This is a genomic window from Streptomyces sp. NPDC087859 (assembly GCF_044742595.1).
Lineage (GTDB): Bacteria > Actinomycetota > Actinomycetes > Streptomycetales > Streptomycetaceae > Streptomyces > Streptomyces canus_F.
Genome location: NZ_JBIUUU010000015.1, coordinates 15,385 through 29,647, shown reverse-complemented (window position 1 = coordinate 29,647; position 14,263 = coordinate 15,385). Strand labels below are relative to the sequence as shown.

The window sequence follows — 14,263 nt, the reverse complement described above, 5'->3', positions numbered from 1 at the left end:
GCGGTTAGTCCTCCCCCAGGATCTGCGGCACCTTGAAACGCTGCTGCTCCTGGGCCGGGGCGCCGGAGAGCGCCTGCTCGGGGGTGAGCGACGGACGGACCTCGTCCGCCCGCATGACGTTCGTCAGCGGGAGCGGGTGCGAGGTCGGCGGTACGTCTTGGTCGGCGACCTCACTGACGCGTGCGACCGCGCCGATGATGTCGTCCAGCTGTCCCGCGAAGTGCTCGAGCTCTTCGGGCTTCAGCTCCAGACGCGCCAGCCGTGCGAGGTGGGCGACCTCCTCGCGCGTGATGCCAGGCATGCAGCGATCCTCTGGGTGGGAGTGTGTGGTTTGGGGCCAATCCTATGGGGCGGCGCCCTGTGCCCGTGAAACGGTTTCCTCGCCCCCGACCGGCGTCGGTGAATTCAGCCCCTCCGGCGTTTGCGGAGCGGGGGTCCAGGGGGCAGCGCCCCCTGAGGGCGGGGCCGAAGGGGCGGCAGCCCCTGCGGAGGGAACGGGTGAGGGCGGCGGGGGCGGAAATCGCCTGGCTACTCGTCGGTGGCAGCCGCCGGCAGAGCCGCCCGCGGGCGCTGCCATCCACGCGAACCCCGGGCGCGCAGCCACGCCGTGGCCTCCTCGGCCGGCATCGCCGCCGCCACCAGCCACCCCTGTACGGCGTCGCAGCCCAGATCCCGCAGCCGCTCCCACGTCTCGTCGTCCTCGACGCCCTCGGCGACCACGAGCAGGCCCAGCGAGTGCGCGAGATCCACCGTGCACCGCACGATCTCGGCGTCCTCGGTGTCGATCGCCAGCCGTGCCACGAAGGAGCGGTCGATCTTCAGCTCGCTGACCGGCAGCCGACGCAGATGCACCAGCGACGAGTAGCCCGTGCCGAAGTCGTCCAGCGACATCTTCACGCCGTGCCCGGTCAGCCCGGCGAGGGTGTCGGCGGCGCGCTGCGGGTCCTCCAGGAGCACGTGTTCGGTTATCTCCAGCTGGAGCGAGCCCGCGGGGACGCCGTGCCGGGCCAGCCGGGCGGCGACGGAGCCTGCGAAGCCGGGGGTGTGGACGTCGCGCGGGGAGACGTTGACCGCGACGGGCACGTACAGGCCCTGGGCGCGCCACCGGGCCACCTGGGCGAGCGCGGTGTCCAGGACGTACTCGGTGAGGTGCGGCATCAGCCCCGAGGACTCGGCGATGGCGATGAACTCGTCGGGCGGCACCTTCCCGCGCTCCGGGTGCACCCACCGGACGAGGGCCTCCAGGCCCGCCACCTGTCCGTCGAAGCGGACTTTGGGCTGGTAGTGCAGCTGGACCTCGTGCGCGTCCAGGGCCCGGCGCAGATCGCCCAGCAGGCCGAGCCGGTCGGGGGTGTTGGAGTCCCGCTTGGACTCGTAGACCTCGACGCCGGTGCGGTCGCGCTTCGCCTGGTACATCGCCACGTCCGCCCGGCGCAGCAGCCCTTCGGCGTCCAGGGCGTGGTCGGGGAAGACGGCGACTCCGGCGCTGGCCTCCAGGACGAGGGTGAGCCCGTCGAGGTCGAGCGGGGAACTGAGGGCCGCGACGAGGTTGCGGGCGACCCGGGTCGCGGACGTCGTGGAGTCGGCGACGGGCAGTAAGACGGCGAACTCGTCACCGCCGAGCCGTGCGGCCTCCGCTCCGCGCGGCAGGGCCGCCTGCAGCCGGTCGGCTATCTGCAGGAGCAGCCGGTCACCGGCCAGGTGGCCCAGGGTGTCGTTGACCGACCGGAAGCGGTCGAGGTCGATGAGCATCAGGGCGGCCCGGGCGCCGATGCGTTCGGCGTCGTCCAGGGCGGTCCAGATCCGTTCGAGGAGCCATTGCCGGTTGGGGAGCCCGGTCAGCGGGTCGCGCAGCTGCTCCTCCGCCCGGGCCCGGGCTATCCACAGGGTGGAGTCGAGGGCGATGAGCGGGATCGAGAAGAGCGGCAGCAGCACCGGTTTGGCGACGGCGACGACGCAGACCAGCGGTGCGATGCCGAGCAGCGCGACCGCGACCAGGCCCTGTCTGACGAGGGCGGTGCGGGCCACGGTGGGCAGGCCGCCGGTGCGCGGGGCGTGCAGGTACCACAGCAGGGTGCGGGTGACCGCGAGGTAGGCGGCCGCTACGAGGAGCACCTCGGGGGCGGTGTAGAAGGTCCAGGTGTCGGGGTTCCAGGGGGCCTCGACGGACGGGAGGCGGCCGAACGCGGCCAGCACCAGGGCGCCGGCGCCGATGCCGAGGATGTCCACCGCGCCGTGCAGGACGCCCTGTCGCCAGCGGTTGCGCCTGGCTATGCCGACCAGGACGACGACGGTGAGGCTGACCATCCCGGCGGGCACCCAGCCGTACAGCAGCAGCACGGCGAGGGTGAGGGCGGCGCCCGAGCCGGTGCCGCCCCACCAGCGGGCACGGCCGAGCGCGACCAGGTGGCCGACGATGATGCCGGTCAGCAAGGCCAGGGACCAGCCCACGGTGCCGGACGGGAAGAGCGCGTGGCCTTCGGTGAAGGCCCGGTAGAAGCCGGCGCCGAGCACGAACCCGGCCGCGGCGACGACCCCGGTGGGCAGCGCGGGCCAGGACAGATGCCGCTCGGACCCGGAGCCCGGCAGCCCGGGGGTGTGTTCGGCGAGTTGTACGACGTTACGTCCGGCTGCCGCGGCGGAGTACGGTCCGAGGGCGCGCCCCTCCTCGCCCGGACGGTTCGGGGACCGCGTCGACCGCCGGCTCGCCCGCCAGGCGCCCGTCAGCCGGCGCAGCCGTGAGTCCGGGGCGGCGCTCTCGGTCGGTTCCATTCCCGTCCCTCTCACAGCCGGCGGTGCCCACGCCACGCGGCCCGTTGCCCGACAAACCCTCGACGGCGCCGCGTTGGAAAGCCCTTCCCCCCGCTCTGGAGGAGCAAGGGGATGCCCCGACCGCAGCTGGGCACGGCGGGCGCACCTCTCAACAGTAGGCCGCGGAAGGCTTTCACGGGCAACGGTCGTCGACGGTTGCCCGAATGCGCCCCGGCCACCCGTATGCATCTGGTATGCGCCGATCGGGTGGCCTTCAACCGCTGCTCCGTCCTACTCCTCGGTCGGAAGCGCGACTTCGGCGGCCGCCTCCGGGCCCTGTTCCAGCAGGACGTCGAAGCCGTCCTCGTTCAGGACGGGCACCTTCAGCTGCATCGCCTTGTCGTACTTCGAACCTGGATTGTCACCCACAACGACGAAAGACGTCTTCTTCGAAACAGAACCGGTCACTTTCGCACCCCGAGTTTGCAATGCCTCCTTGGCACCGTCACGGGTGAAGCGCTCCAGGGTGCCGGTCACCACGACGGTGAGCCCTTCGAGGGGGCGGGGGCCCTCGTCCTCGCCGGAGCTCTCCTCCTCCATGCGGACGCCGGCGGCCCGCCACTTGCGGAGGATCTCCTGATGCCACTCCTCGGCGAACCACTCCTTGAGCGACTTCGCGATGATCCCGCCGACGCCGTCGGTGTCGGCCAGCTCCAGCTCCGTCGCCTGCTCGATCCGCTCGATCGAGCGGAACTCACGGGCCAGCGCCTGGGCGGCGACCGGGCCGACGTGGCGGATCGAGAGGCCGGTGAGGACACGGGCCAGGGGGCGCTCCTTGGCCGCGGCGATGTTCTCCAGCATGGCCACCGCGTTCTTCTTCGGCTCGCCTTGCTGGTTGGCGAAGACCGTGGCGATCTTCTCCTCGCCGGTCTTCGGGTCACGCTTGGGCAGGCCGCTGTCCTGGTCGAGGACGTACGCCTTGATGGGGAGCAACTGCTCGATGGTGAGGTCGAAGAGGTCGCCCTCGTCGGTGAGCGGCGGTTCGGAGGGCTCCAGCGGATCCGTCAGGGCCGCGGCGGCCACATACCCGAAGTGCTCGATGTCCAGCGACTTGCGGCCCGCGAGGTAGAACAGGCGCTCCCGCAACTGGGCCCGGCAGCCCTCGGCGTTGGGGCAGCGCAGATCGACGTCGCCCTCCTTCATGGGCCTGAGCGCCGTCCCGCACTCCGGGCACTCGGCCGGCATCACGAACGCGCGCTCGCTGCCGTCGCGCAGGTCCGCGACCGGCCCGAGGATCTCCGGGATGACGTCACCGGCCTTGCGGATCACCACGGTGTCACCGATGAGGACGCCCTTGGCCTTGACGACGTCCTGGTTGTGCAGGGTGGCGAACTCGACCTCCGAGCCCGCGACCGTGACCGGTTCGACCTGGGCGTAGGGCGTGACCCGGCCCGTGCGGCCCACGCCCACACGGATGTTGATGAGCTTGGTGTTGACCTCTTCGGGCGCGTATTTGTAGGCGATCGCCCAGCGCGGCGCGCGCGAGGTGGAGCCGAGGCGTCCCTGGAGCGGGATCTCGTCCAGCTTGACGACCGCGCCGTCGATCTCGTGCGCCACCGAGTGCCGGTGCTCGCCGAAGTACGCGATGAACTCCCGTACCCCGTCGAGGTCGTCGACGACCCTGTTGTGCTCGGCCGTGGGCAGGCCCCATTCCTTGAGCAGGTCGTAGGCCTGGGAGAGACGGGTCATGCCGTCGAAGCCCTCCAGGGCACCGATGCCGTGGACGACCATGTGCAGGGGCAGGGTCGCCGTGACCTTCGGGTCCTTCTGCCGCAGTGAACCCGAGGCGGAGTTGCGGGGGTTGGCGTACGGCTTCTCACCGGCCGCCACGCGGCGGGCGTTGAGGCCCTCGAAGGCCTCCATCGGGAAGTAGACCTCGCCGCGGATCTCGACGAGGCTCGGCACCCGGTCGCCCTTCAACCGGTGCGGGATCTCGGCGATCGTCATCACATTGGGCGTGATGTCCTCACCGATCCGCCCGGTACCCCGCGTGGCCGCGCGGGTGAGCCTGCCGTTCTCGTAGGTCAGGTTCACCGCCAGGCCGTCGATCTTGAGCTCGCACAGGAAGTGGTAGCCGGAGGTACCGACGTCCTTGTGGACGCGCTCGGCCCATGCGGCGAGCCCCGCGTCGTCGAAGACGTTGTCGAGCGACAGCATGCGTTCGCGGTGCTCGACCTTGGCGAGGTCGGTCTCGAACTCGACGGCGACCTTCTGCGTCGGCGAGTCCGGTGTCCGCAGCTCGCTGTACTCCTCCTCCAGCGCCTCGAGCGACCGCAGGAGCTTGTCGAACTCCGCGTCGCTGACGACCGGAGCGTCCTGCACGTAGTACCGGAAGCGGTGCTCCTCGATCTGCTCAGCGAGCTTCGCGTGCTGCTCCCGCGCCTCGGCGGGCACCGTCGTCTCCGCTTGCTTGTCGCCGGCCACCGTGTTGTCCTCCCGTTACTCTGGGTTGTCCGCGAGGGACCTCGCCGCCTGGGCACAGTGGGCGAGAGCCGCGCGCGCGTAACTCGGGGAGGCCCCCGCGAGCCCACACGCCGGAGTGACCGTGACCGCCTCCGCGAGAAGCCCCGGATGCAGCCCCAACCTGCGCCACAGCGTCCTGACACCCATGACGCTACCGGCAGGGTCCGACAATGCCGTGTCCGTGCCGGGTACGACACCGGCGAAGAGCCGGGCGCCGTCCTCCACCGCCTCACCGATCGCGTCGTCGTCACGCTCGGTGAGAAGACTGAAGTCGAAGGAGATCGCCGCCGCACCGGCCCGGCGCAGGAGGGCGAACGGGACGTCCGGTGCGCACGAGTGGACCACGACGGGACCGTCCGCGTGAACCCCGACGACGTCGCGGAGGGTCGACTCGACGACCTGCCGGTCGACGGCGCGGTGGGTGCGGTAGCCGCTGGCGGTCTTGACGTGCCCGCGGAGCACGGAGATGAGAGAGGGCTCGTCGAGCTGGAGGACGAGCTGGGCGCCGGGGATGCGGCGGTGCACTTCGGCGAGGTGCTCGCGCAGTCCCTCGGCGAGCGAAACGGCCAGGTCCCGGCAGGCGCCGGGGTCGCCCAGGGCGGCCTCACCGTTCCTCAGCTCCAGCGCGGCGGCGAGGGTCCAGGGACCGACGGCCTGCACCTTGAGCGGGCCCTCGTAGCCCTGGGTGAACTCCTCCAGGGCGTCCAGGTCCTCATTGAGCCAGGACCGGGCACGCTTGGTGTCCCGGCCCGGCCGGTCCCCGATCCGCCACCCGCTGGGCTCCACGCGCGCGTACACCTCGACGAGCATCCCGGCGGTCCGCCCGATCATGTCCGCGCCGGGTCCGCGCGCGGGGAGCTCGGGCAGGAACGGGAAGTCCTCGAAGGAGCCGGTGGCCGTCCTGGCGGCCTCCCTGGCGTCGCCGCCGGGCAGGGAGCCCACGCCGGTGGCGGGAGCGAAAGCGAACGCGGTCATCGTCCCGGCCTCACCGTCAGGTCGTTGATCTCCGCGTCCCTGGGCAGATCGATCGCCGTCAGGATGGCCGTGGCGACCGACTCCGGGTCGATCCACGCCGAGGGGTCGTACTCCTTGCCCTCCTGCTGGTGGACCTTGGCCTGCATGGGGCTCGCCGTCCGGCCGGGATACACGGAGGTGACCCGGACGCCGTTGCCGTGTTCCTCCGCGCGCAGGGAGTCCGCCAGGGCCTTCAGGCCGTGCTTGGAGGCGGCGTACGCCGACCACTCCGCGCTCGCCCGCAGGCCCGCGCCCGAGTTGACGAACACCACGTGCCCGCGCGCGGTGCGGAGTTGGGGCAGGAGGTGACGGGTCAGCTCGGCGGGGGAGATCAGGTTGACGTTGAGCTGGTGACGCCACGACTTGGGGGTCAGGTCGCCGACCGGCCCGAGGTCGACCACCCCCGCGATGTGCAGCAGGGAGTCGACCCGGTCGGGAAGCGTCTGGTGGGAGAAGGCCCAGGACAACTTGTCCGGGTCGGACAGGTCACCGACGAGTGTCCTCGACCCGGGGAACTCCGCCGCCAGCTCCTTCGCACGGCCCGCGTCGCGCGCGTGGAGCACGAGTTCGTCTCCGCGCGCGTGCAGACGGCGGGCCACCGCCGCGCCGATGCCGGAGCCCGCCCCGGTGATCACATGTGTAGCCATGCCGCCATGCTCGCATCACCCGGGGGTCATCCGATGCCCTGGCTCTCCTCCAGGTACGCCAGCGCCCCCACCGGCTCCTCCGCGAAGAACACCAGGTCGGTCAGTGGACGCGGCAGGAAGCCCTCGTCGTCCATGCGCCGGAACTGCTCCTTGAGTCCGTCGTAGAAGCCCGCGGTGTTCAGCAGGACCACCGGCTTGTCGGTGTGGCCGTGCTTCTTCAGCTCCAGGATCTCCGTCGCCTCGTCGAGCGTCCCCGTGCCGCCCACCATGATCACCACCGCGTCGGCCTTCTCCAGGAGCAGCTTCTTGCGCTCGGCGAGGTCCTTCGCGATCACCATCTCGTCGACCCCGGGACGGACCTTGGCGGACAGGAACTCGACGGAGACACCGACGAGCCGGCCGCCCGCCTCGTGCACCCCGTCCGCGACCACCTTCATCAGCCCGACGTCCGAGCCGCCCCACACCAGTGTGTGGCCGCCCTTGCCGAGCAGTTCCGCGAACTCCCGCGCGGGGCGGGTGTAGCGCTCGTCGAGGTCGGCGGCGGAGAGGAAGACGCAGATGTTCATGGGCCCACGGTACGGGCCCGGTCCGACATCAGGGTGACGCGGATCTTCGACTGCCGGTGCGGCAGCCGCTCCCAGTCGTCCATGAAACGGACCTTGAGGCCGTGCCGTGCGGCGATCGTGGTCAGGGTCCGCGTCCGGTAGGAGAAGTCCTCGTGCGGCGCCTGGTGTTCGCGGCCCTCGGTGCGGTTGAAGGTGAAGTCGAAGTGGCCGCCGGGCGCCAGGATGCGCCCCACATGCGCGAGGCACTGCTCGACGACCTGCCGGGGCGAGTGCGAGAAGACGCTGTGCGCGTGGACGACGTCGAAGTGCCCCTCGGGCAGGAAGCCGAAGGTCAGGTCGCCGACGAGCGTCAGGTGCGGCAGTTTGGCCTGCAAGCCCTCGCGCACGAGGGTGCCCTGGGCGGCGAGCAGGATGGCCGGGGAGATGTCGATGCCGTAGTAGTGGCCGGTCTCCAGGTGGTCGATCAACAGGCGTCCCGCGCGGAGGTTCCCGCAGCCAATCTCGAGCACGTGGTGTTCCGGGCGCAGGCCGTGGGCCAGCAGGTAGTCGAACTGCATCCGGCCGAGCTGTGTCCAGTGTTCGCGCGACGGGTCGTACCCCGCCGCCGCCTCGGGGCTGCGGTCCGTGTCGTCTTCCGTCACCGCGCGGTGGTACGCGATGTGCCCGGGGTGCCGCAGGGCGTGACGGACCCGGTGGACGACGTTCTGGCGGTCTCCGGACGGATCTGCGGCTCCCATGAGGACCTCCTCGGGAAGAACTCGGGGCCGGCGCGCGCTGCATCTTCCACATACGGCTACCCCAAGGAGGCCCCACCGTGTCCCAAGGGCACCGCATCACCGTCGAGAAAGGCACCGCGCACGTCCGCGTCGTCCACGGCGACCAGGTCCTCGCGGAGACCGACCGGCCTCTCGTCCTGCGCGAGACGGGCTCTCCGGTGCGCTACTACATCCCCGCCGAGGACGTACGCCTGGACCTGCTGACCCCGTCCGACACCCACACCGTCTGTCCGTTCAAGGGGACGGCCTCGTACTGGTCGCTGCCGGACGCGGCGGACCTGGTCTGGGCCTACCCCGATCCGAAGCCGGGCGTGGCCGAGATCAAGGACCACCTCTGCTTCTACGAGGTGGACGTCACCGATTAGTCCGGCGGCCCGTGGCAGTCTGCACCGGCATGGACAAGAAGATTCTTTCCCGCGACGGCACGCCTCTCGCCTACGAAAGCACCGGGCAGGGCCCCGCCGTGATCCTCGTGAGCGGGGCGATGTCGACGGGCGGCACGGTGGCTCCACTGGCCGTGCCGCTGTCGGACCGGTTCACGGTCCTCGTGTACGACCGCCGGGGCCGTGGCGAGAGCGGTGACACGGCGCCGTACGCGGTGGAGCGTGAGGTCGAGGACCTCGCCGCGCTGATCGACGCGGCGGGCGGTGAGGCGTGTCTGTACGGGATCTCGTCGGGCGGGGCGCTGGTGCTCCGGGCGGCGGCGAGCGGGCTGCCGGTGCGCCGGGTCGCCGTGTACGAGACGCCGTTCGCGGACTTCTCCGAGCACGGTGCGAAGCGGCGGGCCGAGTACACCGAGAACCTGACCGCCTCCCTGGCCCAGGGCCGGCGCGGGGACGCGGTCGAGCTCTTCCTCCGGCTCGTCGAGATGCCCGACGAGATGATCCAGGGCGCCCGCCGGTCCCCCATGTGGCCCGGCATGGAGGCCGTCGCACCGAGTCTGGCCTACGACAATGCCGTCCTCGGCGACGGTCTGGTGCCCCGGGACGAGCTGGCCTCGATCACCGTCCCCGTCCTCGCTGTCGCGGGAGGCGCGAGCCCCGAGTGGCTCCAGGAGGCCACCCGGGCGGTCGCGGAGGCGGTGCCGGAGGGGTCGTACCGGAATCTGGCGGGTCAGACCCACATGGTGGATCCGGACGCCCTGGCTCCGGTGCTGGCCGACTACTTCACGCCGTAGCGCCCGCCCTCGCGCGCGTGGTCGTCGCGATCGTCGCCGAGCCGACCACGCGCGTGTCGTCGTACAGCACGATCGCCTGGCCGGGGGCCACGCCGCGGACGGGCTCCGTGAACGACACCCGCAGCTCGCCGTCCACCAGTTCCGCGGTCACCTCGGTCTCGCCGCCGTGCGCGCGGAGCTGGGCGGTGTAGGTGCCGGGGCCGGTCGGGGCGGTGCCGCACCAGCGGGGCTTGATCGCCGTCAGCGCGTCGACGTCCAGGGCGGCGGCCGGACCGACCGTCACGGTGTTGTTCACCGGTGAGATGTCCAGGACGTAGCGCGGCTTGCCGTCGGCGGCCGGGGTGCCGATGCGCAGGCCCTTGCGCTGGCCGATGGTGAAGCCGTACGCGCCCTCGTGGGTGCCGATCTTCGCGCCCGACTCGTCGACGATGTCGCCCTCCGCCTTGCCGAGGCGGTTCGCCAGGAAGCCCTGGGTGTCGCCGTCGGCGATGAAGCAGATGTCGTGCGAGTCGGGCTTCTTGGCGACCGCGAGGCCGCGGCGCTCGGCCTCCGCGCGGATCTCGTTCTTGGTCGTGACCGTGTCGCCGAGCGGGAAGAGCGCGTGGGCGAGCTGCTTCTCGTCGAGGACGCCGAGGACGTACGACTGGTCCTTCGCCATGTCGGAGGCCCGGTGCAGCTCGCGCGAGCCGTCCTGACGGACGATCACCTGGGCGTAGTGGCCCGTGCAGACCGCGTCGAAGCCGAGCGCCAGCGCCTTGTCGAGCAGGGCGGCGAACTTGATCTTCTCGTTGCAGCGCAGGCACGGGTTCGGGGTGCGCCCCGCCTCGTACTCGGCGACGAAGTCCTCGACCACGTCCTCGCGGAAGCGGTCGGCGAGGTCCCAGACGTAGAACGGGATGCCGATGACGTCCGCGGCGCGGCGGGCGTCTCGGGAGTCCTCGATGGTGCAACAGCCACGCGCGCCCGTGCGGAACGATTGGGGATTCGCCGAAAGGGCGAGGTGGACACCGGTCACGTCGTGGCCGGCTTCCGCGGCACGGGCGGCGGCGACGGCGGAGTCCACGCCGCCGGACATGGCGGCGAGGACGCGGAGGGGGCGCTGCGTGGAGTGAGTCATAACTCCTCCAGGGTACGGGGGCGCGGGAACCGGAGCCCACGAGTATCCGTTGACGATCACATGGGGGCGACAGAGGCATCCAAGGACGGCGACCGGCGGATCGGGCGCCGTGCCCTGCTGATCGGCGGGGCGGCCGCCGCGGTGGGTACCGGTGTGCTGGCCCGGGACGAGCTGGCGCGCCTGTGGTGGCGTACGCCCGGCGTGGAGAAGCCGCGCAAGGAGGGCGAGGTCGACTACACCGGAGCACGCTGGGTCGCGGCCTCGGACGCCAACTGGCGGCGCGCGGACCGGCCCGACGACTACGGCATAGACATGGTGGTCGTCCATGTCACCCAGGGCAGCTTCGACAGCGCGGTGAAGGCCTTCCAGGACCCGGACCACCAGGCGGCCGCGCACTACATAGTCGGCAAGAACGGCCGGGTCACGCAGATGATCCGCGAGCTGGACGTGGCGTATCACGCGGGCAACCGCGACTACAACGAGCGCAGTGTCGGCATCGAGCACGAGGGCTTCGTGGACCGGCCCCAGGACTTCACGGACGAGATGTACGGGGCCTCGGCCCGGCTGACGGCCCGGATCTGCGCGCGCTACGACATCCCCGTGGACCGCGAGCACATCATCGGGCACGTGGAGGTGCCGGGGACGGACCACACCGACCCGGGTGAACACTGGGACTGGGACCGGTACATGAAGCTCGTGCGCCAGGCAACAGTGAAGGTGTGACACACGTCACGCCTTCGGCTCCCTAGGTCAGCCCCGCCGCCCGGGCTCGCTCCACCGCCGGACCGATCGCCTTGGCGACCGCCTCCACGTCGGCCTCGGTGGAGGTGTGGCCGAGGGAGAATCGGAGGGTGCCGCGGGCGAGGTCGGGGTCGGTGCCGGTGGCGAGGAGGACGTGGCTGGGCTGGGCGACGCCGGCGGTGCAGGCGGAGCCGGTGGAGCACTCGATGCCCTGGGCGTCCAGGAGCAGCAGCAGGGAGTCGCCCTCGCACCCGGGGAAGGTGAAGTGGGCATTGGCCGGGAGGCGGCCCTCCGGGGACGGGTCGCCGCCGAGGATCGCGTCCGGGACCGCCGCACGGACCGCTTCGACCAGAGCGTCACGCAGGGCGCCGATCTCCCGGGCGAACCACTCGCGCTGCTCGGCGGCGAGCCGGCCCGCGACCGCGAAGGAGGCGACGGCCGGGACGTCGAGGGTGCCGGAGCGGACGTGGCGCTCCTGGCCGCCGCCGTGCAGGACGGGCACGGGGGTGTACTCACGGCCGAGGAGGAGCGCTCCGATGCCGTACGGGCCGCCGATCTTGTGGCCGGAGACGGTCATCGCGGCCAGCCCTGAAGCGGCGAAGTCGACGGGGACCTGACCGAACGCCTGCACGGCGTCGGCGTGCAGCGGGACGCCGAACTCCTGGGCCACATCGGCGAGTTCACGGACCGGCAACACGGTGCCGATCTCGTTGTTCGCCCACATCACGGTGGCGAGGGCGACGTCGTCGGGGTTGCGCTCGACGGCCTGGCGCAGGGCGTCGGGGTGGACGCGGCCGTACGCGTCGACCGGGAGGTACTCGACCGTGGCGCCCTCGTGTTCGCCGAGCCAGTGCACGGCGTCGAGGACGGCGTGGTGCTCGACGGGGCTGGCCAGGACTCGGGTGCGGGCCGGGTCGGCGTCGCGGCGGGACCAGTACAGGCCCTTGACCGCGAGGTTGTCGGCTTCGGTGCCGCCGGAGGTGAGAACCACCTCGCTGGGGCGGGCGCCCAGTGATTCGGCGAGGGTCTCACGGGCCTCCTCGACGGTGCGCCTCGCGCGGCGGCCGGACGCGTGGAGGGAGGAGGCGTTGCCGGTGACGGCCAGCTGTGCGCTGAGTGCCTCGACTGCCTCGGGAAGCATCGGGGTCGTCGCGGCGTGGTCGAGGTAAGCCATGGTGACCCGATTCTACGGGCCCTGCGGAGAGGACTCGGTGCACGGGTTGGCGCTAGAAGCTCCAGGACACCGTGCTGTCCATCTGCATGAACGCCACCAGCACCAGAAGGTCGGCGACACCGAGGCCCAGACCCAGGAAGGCGCGGCCGCGGCGGGCGGTGCCGCGCCACAGGGCGACCGAGGCCAGGGCGATGGCGATCGGGCCGAGGAAGACGTTCAGGACGAGGAGGCCGACGAGGCCGAGGATGAAGGCGGCCACGGCCATGCCGTCAGCGTCGCGGACCGGGGTGTCGCGGACCGGGGTGCGCTGGGTGGTCGGTGCGGTGAGCTGCATGGTGATCAGTCCCCTGGGTGCGTGATGTCGGGTGGGTCGGCGGGTCAGCGGGTCGAGGCGTGGCGGCGGGAGTGCCGCTCGCGGAGCGCGAAGATGCCGAGCCAGGCGGCGATCACGGTCGCGGCGACGGCGGTGAAGGCGAACGGCGCGTGGGCGACGGTGCCCAGGACGGCACCGAAGAGCAGAAGTGCGGCGACGAGGAACAGCATGGGATGGATCCCCCTCCGAGATGCTTGCGTGGTGCTTCTCGTTACATTTCGGTGAACAGTTGTAGTAACAGTTGTTCACTGACTTCAGAGTCTAGCGCGTCCGACGACTTCTCAATTCCAGAGAACAGTTGTTTACTGATGACATGAGTCACACCCTCGGCATCCGGCAGGCCCAGAAGCAGAAGACCCGACAGGCGCTCCTCGACGCCGCGTTGGGACTGCTGGAGGAGCAGAGCCTGAGCAGTCTGGGCCTGCGCGAGGTCACGCGTGCCATCGGCGTCGCGCCGACCGCCTTCTACCGGCACTTCCGCTCCACCGCCGACCTCGGCGTCGCCCTCGTCGAGGAGGCGCTGGGCAGCCTGCATCCGCTGATCCGCACCACGGTCACCTCGGCCGACAACGCCGAGGAACGCATAGTCCGCGCCGTCGAGTTGATCGCCCACCATGTGGCCACCCACCCCGCCCACGTCCGCTTCATCGCCCGTGAGCGGCACGGCGGTGTCCAGCCCGTACGGGAGGCCATCCGGGGCCAACTGACCCGGTTCGCCCAGGAGGTGAAGGACGAGCTCGCCAAGGACGTGGAGTCCGAGGGCTGGAGCGACGACGACCTGCTGATGCTGGCGAACCTCTACGTCGACCAGATGCTCATCACCGCCTCGCTGTTCCTGGAGGCACTGGAGGGCTCGGAGCAGGAGCGGGAGCGGGTCCGGCAGGTCGCCACCAGCCAGATGCGGCTCATCAGCATCGGCCGGGACCACTGGCGCGGCTGAGCCGCACCGAGCCAACGCCCAGGGGCGGCACCCCCGTTCGCCGGGAGTGCCGCCCCTGTCGTACGACGTGGCAGGTCAGCTCTTCGTGGCCGACGCCGTCGCCTGCTGGGTGGGGGCACCGCTGGGCGCCCCACCGCCGCCGGGACCACCGCAGCCGCCGCCCTGACCGCCGCCGGGACCGCCACCCTGACCGCCCCCGCCGGGGCCGCCGCTCGGCATGCCCGAGGGCGCGCCGGACGGCTGGGCCGTGCCGTTGGCGGTGGGTGCGCCCGACGGGGCGCCGCTCGGCATGCCCGACGGGTTGCCGCTCGGCGCGCCGGAGGGCGCCTGACACGACTGCTGCCCGGAGTTGCCGCTGTTCGAGGAGGACGAGGAGTCGCCCGAGCCGCAGGCCACCAGGGCGAGGGGCGAGAGCGCCAGCAGGGCCACTGCGGGGATGAGACGCACACGCTGCATGAGAAACA

The 14,263-nt window shown here is 71.4% G+C and carries 16 protein-coding genes; 4 read left to right on the top strand and 12 right to left on the bottom strand.

What is annotated here, in order from left to right; genetic code table 11:
* Positions 1-4: 4 nt before the first annotated feature.
* The 7 genes from gatC to ACIOHP_RS33285 form a co-directional block, all read right to left on the bottom strand.
* Positions 5-301 (bottom strand): Asp-tRNA(Asn)/Glu-tRNA(Gln) amidotransferase subunit GatC, encoded by a 297-nt coding sequence (gatC, locus tag ACIOHP_RS33315; RefSeq protein ID WP_007384860.1) that lies wholly within the window; start codon positions 299-301, stop codon positions 5-7.
* 227 nt (positions 302-528) lie between these two features.
* Positions 529-2,772, bottom strand: coding sequence for a bifunctional diguanylate cyclase/phosphodiesterase (locus tag ACIOHP_RS33310; RefSeq protein ID WP_361545497.1), 2,244 nt, complete (start codon positions 2,770-2,772; stop codon positions 529-531).
* A 270-nt stretch (positions 2,773-3,042) separates the two neighbouring features.
* Positions 3,043-5,235: an NAD-dependent DNA ligase LigA gene (gene ligA, locus ACIOHP_RS33305; RefSeq protein WP_401893353.1), complete on the bottom strand. Its 2,193-nt coding sequence runs from the start codon at positions 5,233-5,235 to the stop codon at positions 3,043-3,045.
* Between the two features lie 15 nt (positions 5,236-5,250).
* Complete coding sequence (locus ACIOHP_RS33300) at positions 5,251-6,249, bottom strand: methionine synthase (protein WP_401893351.1); 999 nt, start codon at positions 6,247-6,249, stop codon at positions 5,251-5,253.
* Positions 6,246-6,935 carry an SDR family oxidoreductase gene (locus tag ACIOHP_RS33295; protein ID WP_401893349.1) on the bottom strand — a complete coding sequence of 230 codons (690 nt, stop codon included), beginning with the start codon at positions 6,933-6,935 and terminating at the stop codon, positions 6,246-6,248. The genes ACIOHP_RS33300 and ACIOHP_RS33295 overlap by 4 nt, the downstream gene beginning before the upstream one ends.
* 26 nt (positions 6,936-6,961) lie before the next feature.
* A complete protein-coding gene (locus ACIOHP_RS33290) occupies positions 6,962-7,501 on the bottom strand; it encodes a TIGR00730 family Rossman fold protein (protein ID WP_351683765.1) in 540 nt (179 codons plus the stop codon).
* Positions 7,498-8,238, bottom strand: coding sequence for a class I SAM-dependent methyltransferase (locus ACIOHP_RS33285; RefSeq protein WP_401893347.1), 741 nt, complete (start codon positions 8,236-8,238; stop codon positions 7,498-7,500). Before ACIOHP_RS33285 ends, ACIOHP_RS33290 begins: the two co-directional genes overlap by 4 nt.
* Positions 8,239-8,315: 77 nt before the next feature.
* Here ACIOHP_RS33285 and ACIOHP_RS33280 point away from each other — a divergent pair, with 77 nt between their 5' ends.
* Together ACIOHP_RS33280 and ACIOHP_RS33275 are read left to right on the top strand one after the other, a co-directional pair.
* Complete coding sequence (locus ACIOHP_RS33280; protein ID WP_327719533.1) at positions 8,316-8,642, top strand: DUF427 domain-containing protein; 327 nt, start codon at positions 8,316-8,318, stop codon at positions 8,640-8,642.
* Between the two features lie 29 nt (positions 8,643-8,671).
* Positions 8,672-9,454, top strand: a complete 783-nt coding sequence (locus ACIOHP_RS33275; protein WP_401893345.1) for an alpha/beta fold hydrolase — start codon at positions 8,672-8,674, stop codon at positions 9,452-9,454.
* Here the strand turns inward: ACIOHP_RS33275 and mnmA are convergent.
* Complete coding sequence (mnmA, locus tag ACIOHP_RS33270) at positions 9,444-10,571, bottom strand: tRNA 2-thiouridine(34) synthase MnmA (RefSeq protein WP_401893343.1); 1,128 nt, start codon at positions 10,569-10,571, stop codon at positions 9,444-9,446. The genes ACIOHP_RS33275 and mnmA overlap by 11 nt on opposite strands.
* A gap of 60 nt (positions 10,572-10,631) precedes the next feature.
* Between mnmA and ACIOHP_RS33265 the strand changes: the two genes are divergently transcribed.
* A complete protein-coding gene (locus tag ACIOHP_RS33265; protein ID WP_401893341.1) occupies positions 10,632-11,294 on the top strand; it encodes an N-acetylmuramoyl-L-alanine amidase in 663 nt (220 codons plus the stop codon).
* 22 nt (positions 11,295-11,316) lie between these two features.
* Here the strand turns inward: ACIOHP_RS33265 and ACIOHP_RS33260 are convergent, their stop codons facing one another.
* From ACIOHP_RS33260 to ACIOHP_RS33250, 3 genes are read right to left on the bottom strand one after another with little or no spacing between them, the layout of a single operon-like run.
* Positions 11,317-12,486, bottom strand: a complete 1,170-nt coding sequence (locus tag ACIOHP_RS33260; RefSeq protein WP_401893339.1) for a cysteine desulfurase family protein — start codon at positions 12,484-12,486, stop codon at positions 11,317-11,319.
* 52 nt (positions 12,487-12,538) lie between these two features.
* A complete protein-coding gene (locus ACIOHP_RS33255) occupies positions 12,539-12,820 on the bottom strand; it encodes a DUF4190 domain-containing protein (protein ID WP_361545469.1) in 282 nt (93 codons plus the stop codon).
* 44 nt (positions 12,821-12,864) lie between these two features.
* The gene (locus tag ACIOHP_RS33250; protein WP_361490644.1) at positions 12,865-13,029 is read right to left on the bottom strand and encodes a hypothetical protein; all 165 of its coding nucleotides are present in this window, start codon (positions 13,027-13,029) and stop codon (positions 12,865-12,867) included.
* Between the two features lie 143 nt (positions 13,030-13,172).
* On the opposite strand from ACIOHP_RS33250, the gene ACIOHP_RS33245 reads away from it, so the two are divergent.
* Positions 13,173-13,799: a TetR family transcriptional regulator gene (locus tag ACIOHP_RS33245; RefSeq protein ID WP_401893337.1), complete on the top strand. Its 627-nt coding sequence runs from the start codon at positions 13,173-13,175 to the stop codon at positions 13,797-13,799.
* A gap of 75 nt (positions 13,800-13,874) precedes the next feature.
* Here the strand turns inward: ACIOHP_RS33245 and ACIOHP_RS33240 are convergent, their stop codons facing one another.
* Positions 13,875-14,255: a hypothetical protein gene (locus ACIOHP_RS33240; protein WP_401893335.1), complete on the bottom strand. Its 381-nt coding sequence runs from the start codon at positions 14,253-14,255 to the stop codon at positions 13,875-13,877.
* Positions 14,256-14,263 lie beyond the last annotated feature (8 nt).

Coding starts and splice junctions, on each gene's coding strand:
- gatC (WP_007384860.1), bottom strand. CDS start 301: ATGCCTGGCATCACGCGCGAGGAGGTCGCCCACCTCGCACGGCTGGCG.
- ACIOHP_RS33310 (WP_361545497.1), bottom strand. CDS start 2,772: ATGGAACCGACCGAGAGCGCCGCCCCGGACTCACGGCTGCGCCGGCTG.
- ACIOHP_RS33300 (WP_401893351.1), bottom strand. CDS start 6,249: ATGACCGCGTTCGCTTTCGCTCCCGCCACCGGCGTGGGCTCCCTGCCC.
- ACIOHP_RS33295 (WP_401893349.1), bottom strand. CDS start 6,935: ATGGCTACACATGTGATCACCGGGGCGGGCTCCGGCATCGGCGCGGCG.
- ACIOHP_RS33290 (WP_351683765.1), bottom strand. CDS start 7,501: ATGAACATCTGCGTCTTCCTCTCCGCCGCCGACCTCGACGAGCGCTAC.
- ACIOHP_RS33285 (WP_401893347.1), bottom strand. CDS start 8,238: ATGGGAGCCGCAGATCCGTCCGGAGACCGCCAGAACGTCGTCCACCGG.
- ACIOHP_RS33275 (WP_401893345.1), top strand. CDS start 8,672: ATGGACAAGAAGATTCTTTCCCGCGACGGCACGCCTCTCGCCTACGAA.
- mnmA (WP_401893343.1), bottom strand. CDS start 10,571: ATGACTCACTCCACGCAGCGCCCCCTCCGCGTCCTCGCCGCCATGTCC.
- ACIOHP_RS33265 (WP_401893341.1), top strand. CDS start 10,632: ATGGGGGCGACAGAGGCATCCAAGGACGGCGACCGGCGGATCGGGCGC.
- ACIOHP_RS33260 (WP_401893339.1), bottom strand. CDS start 12,486: ATGGCTTACCTCGACCACGCCGCGACGACCCCGATGCTTCCCGAGGCA.
- ACIOHP_RS33255 (WP_361545469.1), bottom strand. CDS start 12,820: ATGCAGCTCACCGCACCGACCACCCAGCGCACCCCGGTCCGCGACACC.
- ACIOHP_RS33250 (WP_361490644.1), bottom strand. CDS start 13,029: ATGCTGTTCCTCGTCGCCGCACTTCTGCTCTTCGGTGCCGTCCTGGGC.
- ACIOHP_RS33245 (WP_401893337.1), top strand. CDS start 13,173: ATGAGTCACACCCTCGGCATCCGGCAGGCCCAGAAGCAGAAGACCCGA.
- ACIOHP_RS33240 (WP_401893335.1), bottom strand. CDS start 14,255: ATGCAGCGTGTGCGTCTCATCCCCGCAGTGGCCCTGCTGGCGCTCTCG.